The organism is Streptomyces sp. NPDC006872 (assembly GCF_040635845.1).
In the GTDB taxonomy this organism is placed as follows: Bacteria; Actinomycetota; Actinomycetes; order Streptomycetales; family Streptomycetaceae; genus Streptomyces.
This window is the reverse complement of sequence record NZ_JBEYIL010000010.1, coordinates 82020-88751: the sequence shown is the minus strand read 5'-3', so window position 1 is coordinate 88751 and position 6732 is coordinate 82020. Positions and strand designations below refer to the sequence as shown.

Genomic DNA, 6732 nt, shown 5'->3' with positions numbered 1-6732 from the left:
TCGCTCCTTCCTGGACTCGACGGGGAGGGGGAAGCGGCAAAGGCGCTCACGCCAGGCCGAGTTCGCGGTCGATGAAGTCGAGCACCTCGTCGGCGCTGGCTTCCCTGAGCTGCTCCGCGGCGGTCTCCGGCGCGTCCGACGCGGCGGGGGCGGAGTCGGGGTCCTGGTTGCGCCACACCGTCAGGAGCCGGTCGATCCGCTGGGAGATGGCGGCGCGGTCGTATGCGTCGGCGCGCAGCTGGGCGAGCCGGGACTCGATGCGGTCGAGCTCGTCCAGCAGCGCGGGCACCGCGGCGGCGGTGTCGGGCGCGAGTTCCTCGAAGAGGTGCTCGGCGAGGTCGGCCGGGGTGGGGTAGTCGAAGACGAGGGTGGCGGGCAGCCGCAGTTCCGTGGCGGCGTCGAGCCGGTTGCGCAGTTCGACGGCGGTCAGCGAGTCGAAGCCCATCTCGGTGAAGCCCCGGCGCGGGTCGACGGCGTCCGCGCCGCCCAGCGCGAGCACGGTGCTCGCGTGGTCGCAGACCAGGTCGGTCAGCAGCCTGCGCCGGTCGTCCTCGGCCAGCTCGGACAGCCGCTGTACGAGCCCGGCGGGCTCCGGCCGGGCGGCGGACCGCGCGGTGCGCCGGGCCGGGCCACGGACCAGGCCGCGCATGGCCGCGGGCACGGCGGCGGCGCCGGACCCGCGGCGCAGGGCGGCGCCGTCGACCCGGACCGGCAGCAGCAGGGGCTCGGGCGTGTCGGCGGCGGCGTCGAAGAGGGCGAGGCCCTGCGCGGCCGACAGCGGCAGCATTCCGGAGCGCGCCGCCCTCGCCCGGTCGACCCGGTCCATGCCGGCCGTGATCTCGCCGGCCTGGTCCCACAGTCCCCAGGCGAGCGAGGTGGCGGGGCGGCCGGCGGCCCGGCGGTGGCAGGCGAGCGCGTCGAGGAAGGTGTTGGCGGCGGCGTAGCCGCCCTGGCCCGCGCCGCCCAGCACACCGGCCGCCGAGGAGTAGAGGGCGAACAGGGCGAGGTCCGCGTCGGCGGTCAGCCGGTGCAGGTTCACGGCCCCGTCGATCTTCGGGCGCAGGACGCGACGGAGTTGATCGGAGGTCAGCGAGGTGACGACGCCGTCCTCGACCACCCCCGCGGCGTGCACGACCGCGGTCAGCGGATGCTCGGCGGGGATGCGGGACAAGACGTCGGCGAGCTGGGCGCGGTCGGCGACGTCGCAGGCCGCGAGCTCCACATGGGCGGCGCCGAGGTCCGTGAGCTCCTCGCGCAGTCGATCGGCGCCGGGCGCCCGGTCGCCGGCCCGGCTGGTGAGCAGCAGTCGCCGGGCGCCGTGCTCGGTCACCAGGTGGCGGGCCAGCAGGGCGCCGAGCGCGCCGGTGCCGCCGGTGATCAGGACCGTGCCGTCGGGGTCGGGGGCGGCGGGCAGGGTGAGCACGATCTTGCCGATGTGCTTGGCCTGGCTCATGTACCGGTAGGCCTGGGACGCCTCCCGGATGTCCCAGCTGCGCACCGGGAGCCGGCTGAGCGCGCCGCTCTCGATGAGTTCGACGACGTGGGTGAGGATCTCGCCGATGCGCTCGGGTTCGGCGTCGACGAACGGCTGGTAGCCGACCCCGGGGTACAGGACGGCCGTCTCTCCGGGGTCGCGCAGGTCCGTCTTCCCGATCTCGATCAGTCGGCCGCCGGGGGCCAGCAGCCGCAGCGAGGCGTCCACGTACTCGCGGGCCAGCGAGTTCAGGACGACGTCGACGCCGTGGCCGCCGGTCGCGGCGGTGAAGTCGTCCTCGAAGTCGAGCGAGCGGGAGGAGGCGATGTGCTCGTCGTCCAGGCCCAGTTCCCGCAGGGTGTCCCATTTGCCCGGGCTCGCCGTGCCGTAGACCTCGGCGCCGAAGTGCCGGGCCAGCTGGACGGCGGCCATGCCGACGCCGCCGGCCGCCGCGTGGATCAGTACGGACTCGCCGGGTTTGAGGCCGGCGAGGTCGAACAGGGCGCGGTAGGCGGTCAGGAAGGCGATCGGCATCCCGGCGGCCTCGGCGAAGGTCCAGTACGGCGGGACGCGGACGACGGCGCGGTGGTCGCAGACCGCGACCGGGCCGAGCGAGGCGGGCACCACGCCCATCACCCGGTCGCCGGGCCGCCAGTCACCGGCCGCCGAGCCCGCTTCGACGACCACTCCGGCGCCCTCGGTGCCCATGCCGACCTGGCCGGGCACCATGCCGAGACCGACCAGCACATCACGGAAGTTGAGGCCGGAGGCGCGGACGGCGATCCGGATCTCGTGCGGGGCGAGCGGCCGGGCGGCGGGCGGGTACGGCAGCGGCGCGAGCCGGTCCAGGTCGCCCGCGGAGGCGGTGTCCAGCAGCCAGGGCCCGTCGGGGGCGGCGGGCAGCAGCCGGGCGGTGTCCGCCCGGACGATCCGCGGCGCAAGGGCGGCCCCCGCGCGGACGGCCGTCTGCGGTTCGCCGGTGGCCAGCGCCGCCTGGATCGCGTCGGGCAGGGCGGCCCGGGAGGCGGCGTCCGTGTCGAGGTCGGCGAGGAGGATCCGGCCGGGGTGCTCGGCCTCCACGGAGCGCAGCAGGCCCCAGACCGGCGCGTGGGCCAGGTCGGTGACGCTCTCGCCGTCGCGGGCGGCGACCGCGCCCGACGTGACGACGACCAGCCGGGTCGCCTCCCACGCGGAGTGGGCCAGCCAGCCCTGCACGGTGTGCAGCATCCGGTCGACGGCCCGGTCGGCCGCGCTCGGCAGTCCGGCGACGGAGACCGGGGCGAGCGGGAGCAGGACGACCGCGGGGGCCGCGGGCTCCTCGGCGAGCGTGGCGACGTCGGGATACTCGCTCGCCGTGATCCCGGCCGCCGCCAGCGCGTCGGTCAGGCCGAAGGGGTCGGGCCCGAGGACGGCCCACGGTTCCGTGGCTGGGGTCGGCGGTTCCTCGGAGGGGGACTGCGGGACCCACTCGAGCCGGAACAGCGCACCGCCGTCGGCCGGTTCGGCGGACACGGCCGGGTCTGCGGGGGCGGGGCGCATCACCAGTTCACGCACCGAGACCACGGGGTTGCCCAGGCCGTCGGCGGCGGTCAGTTCGACCGTGTCGGGCCCGGTGGCCGACATCCGCACCCGCAGCGCCGCGGCGCCGACGGCGTGCACGCTCACCCCGCTCCAGGAGAACACCAGCCGGGCCTGCCCGGTGTCCTGCCCGAGCCCGGTCAGCCCGCTGGCGTGCAGCGCGGCGTCGAACAGCGCGGGGTGCAGGAGGAAGTCCGCGGCGGCTGCGGCGTGTTCGTCGGGCAGCGCCACCTCCGCGTACACGGCCCCGTCGTGCCGCCAGGCGGCACGCAGGCCCTGGAACGACGGACCGTAGCCGAATCCGCCGGAGGCGAGGTCGGCGTAGAAGTCGCCGACGTCGACCGGCACGGCCCCGGCGGGCGGCCAGACCGCCTGCGGGGCAAGGTCGGGTGCAGGCTGTGGCGCGCTTGCCTGTGCGGGGGCCGCGGCCGTCGCGGCGCCGGGGTCGGGGTCGGTCATGAGGACGCCGGTTGCGTGTCGGGTCCATTCGGCGTCGTCGGGGGCGGTGGAGTCCGCAGGGCGGGAGTGGATCTCCACCCGGCTGCGGCTGCCGTCGTCGTCGGTCGGTTCGACGGTGACCTGGAGTCGGACCGGGGTGTCCGCAGGGAGCGGGAGGGGCGCCTCCAGCATGAGTTCGGCCAGGTGGGGGCAGCCCGCGCGGTCCCCGGCCTGGACGGCGACCTCGACGAACGCGGTGCCGGGGAAGAGCACGACGCCGCCCACCGCGTGGTCGGCCAGCCAGGGGTGGGTGCGCGGGGACAGCCGCCCGGTGAGGACCAGGCTGCCGCGGCCCGCCATGTGCAGCTCCGCGCCGAGCAGGGGGTGACCGGTGGCGGTGAGGCCGAGGCCGGCCGCGTCGGGGGGCGTGGCCGTGCCGTCCAGCCAGTAGCGCTTGCGCTGGAAGGCGTAGGTGGGCAGGTCGGTGCGGCGGGCGTCGAGGCCGGCGAAGAACCGCTCGCCGTCGATGCGGCCGCCGCAGAGGTGGAGCGCGCCGAGGGCGCGTACGGCGGCGGCGGGTTCGGGTCGGCCGGCGCGCAGGGCGGGGACGCAAACGGGGGTCGGTGTCGTCCTGCGGGCGGCAAGGGTGTCCTGGGCGAGTGCGGTGAGGACTCCGTCGGGGCCCAGCTCGATCAGGGCGGTGGCGCCGGCGTCGGCGAGCGCGGCGACTCCGTCGGCGAAGCGGACCGTCGCGCGCACATGGCGAACCCAGTAGTCGGCGCTGCCCAGTTCGTCGTCGGTGGCGGGAGCGCCGGTCACGTTGGAGATCACCGGGATGCGGGCGGGCGAGGCCGCGACGCCGGCCGCCGCCTCGCGGAAGCGGTCGAGCATGCCGTCCATGTGCGCGCTGTGGAAGGCGTGGCTGGTGCGCAGCCGCCGGGTCTTGCGGCCCTCCGCGGTGAAACGGTCGGCGAGCGCGAGCAGCGGCTCGCTGTCGCCGGAGAGCACCACCGCGGACGGTCCGTTGACGGCGGCGAGATCGACGGCGCCGTCGTACTCGGCGAGGGCGGCCCGTACCTCCTCCTCGGCGGCGGCGACCGCGAGCATCGCGCCTGCGGCAGGCAGTTCCTGCATCAGGGTGGCGCGGGCTGCCACCAGTGCCGCCGCGTCGGGCAGCGACCACACGCCGGCCAGGTGCGCGGCGCTCAGCTCGCCGATGGAGTGGCCCAGCAGCAGGTCGGGGCGTACGCCCCAGGACTCGTAGAGGCGGAAGAGGGCGACCTGGAGGGCGAACAGACCGGTCTGCGCGTACACGGTCCGCCCGAGCAGTTCCGCGGTCTCCGGATCGTCGGGGGTCAGCACGACCTCGGCCAGCGGCCGGTCGACGTGCCCGGCCAGCCGGGCGTCGAGTTCGGCGGCCACGGCGTCGAAGGCGTCGGCGAAGGCGGGCCAGGTCGCGTGCAGTTCGCGGCCCATGCCGGGGCGCTGGCTGCCCTGGCCGGTGAACAGGAAGGCCGAGCGGCCGCCCGGGACGGCCCGGCCGTGCGCGGCGTTCGGCGCGTCCCCGCCGAGCGCCAGCGCGTCGAGACCCGAGAGGAACTCGTCGGGTTCGGCGCCCACGACGACCGCCCGGGAGTCGAGGGCGGCGCGCGAGGTGGCCAGCGAGTAGCCGACGTCCGCCGGGCGGAGGTCGGGCCGTTCCCGCAGGTGGGCGGCGAGCCGGGCGGCCTGCGCGCGCAGGGCGTCGTCGTTACGGGCGCCGAGGACCCAGGGCACGACGGGAGCGGGGGCCCCCTCGGCGGGGACGTTCTCGGCGGCGGCCTCCTCCGTGGCGGGCGGCGCCTCCTCCACGATCACATGGGCGTTGGTGCCGCTCACGCCGAACGAGGAGATCCCGGCCCGGCGCGGACGGCCGTTGCGCTGCCACGGGGTGGGCCGGGTGAGCAGCTCCACCCCGCCGGCCGACCAGTCGACGTGCGGCGTCGGCTCGTCCACGTGCAGGGTCCGCGGCAGCAGTTCGTGCCGCATGGCCTCGATCATCTTGATGACCCCGGCGACACCTGCCGCCGCACCCGTGTGACCGATGTTCGACTTGACGGCGCCCAGCCACAGCGGCTTCCCGGCGGGCCGGCCCTGGCCGTACGTGGCCAGCAGCGCCTGCGCCTCGATGGGGTCGCCCAGGGTGGTGCCGGTGCCGTGCGCCTCGACCGCGTCGACGTCCGGGGCGGTCAGCCGCGCGGAGTCGAGGGCCTGGCGGATCACGCGTTCCTGCGCCCGGTCGTTGGGGGCGGTCAGGCCGTTGCTCGCCCCGTCCTGGTTGACCGCACTGCCCCGGACGACGGCCAGCACGGGGCGCCCGGCCCGGCGGGCGTCGCTGAGCCGCTCCAGCAGCAGGACGCCCGCGCCCTCGGCCCAGCCGGTGCCGTCGGCCGCGGCGGCGAACGCCTTGCAGCGCCCGTCGGGGGCGAGGCCGCGCTGGCGGCTGAACTCGATGAAGATGCCCGGCGTCGACATCACGGTCACCCCGCCGGCCAGCGCCATCGTGCATTCGCCCTGGCGCAGCGCCTGGGCGGCGAGATGGATCGCGACGAGTGAGGAGGAGCAGGCGGTGTCGATGGTGACGGCCGGCCCTTCGAGCCCGAGCGTGTAGGCGATCCGCCCGGACGCGACACTGGTCATGCTGCCGGTGCCGAGATACCCCTCGACCGCCTCCGGAACGCTGGTGAGCCGTTCGGCGTAGCCCGAGGAGATGGCCCCCGCGAACACTCCGATCCGACTGCCCTTCAGCGAGGTCGGGTCGACGCCCGCACGCTCGAACGCCTCCCAGGAGGTCTCCAGGAGCAGCCGCTGCTGCGGGTCCATGGCCAGGGCCTCACGCGCGTTGATGCCGAACAGCTCGGCGTCGAAGTCGGCCGCGTCGTCCAGGAAGCCGCCGCGCCGGACGTAGGTCTTGCCGGAGCGTTCGGGGTCGGGGTCGTAGATGCCGTCGACGTCCCAGCCGCGGTCGTGCGGGAAGTCGCCGAGCGCGTCGACTCCGTCGGCGACGAGTCGCCACAGCTCCTGCGGTGTGCGCACACCGCCGGGGTACCGGCAGGCCATGCCGACGACGGCGACGGGCTCGGCCGCGGCCGCCTCGATCTCGCGCAGCCGCTGCCGGGTCCGGCCGAGGTCCGCGGTGGCCCTCTTGAGGTAGTCGAGGAGTTTCTCTTCGTTGGTCGACACGCGAGCCCACTTTCACCGGG

1 protein-coding gene is annotated in these 6732 nt (G+C 75.9%); it reads right to left on the bottom strand.

Features of this window, described 5'->3' with window-relative positions; all coding sequences use genetic code 11:
• Positions 1-46 precede the first annotated feature (46 nt).
• Positions 47-6712, bottom strand: a complete 6666-nt coding sequence (locus ABZ725_RS28160; RefSeq protein ID WP_358805339.1) for an SDR family NAD(P)-dependent oxidoreductase — start codon at positions 6710-6712, stop codon at positions 47-49.
• Positions 6713-6732 lie beyond the last annotated feature (20 nt).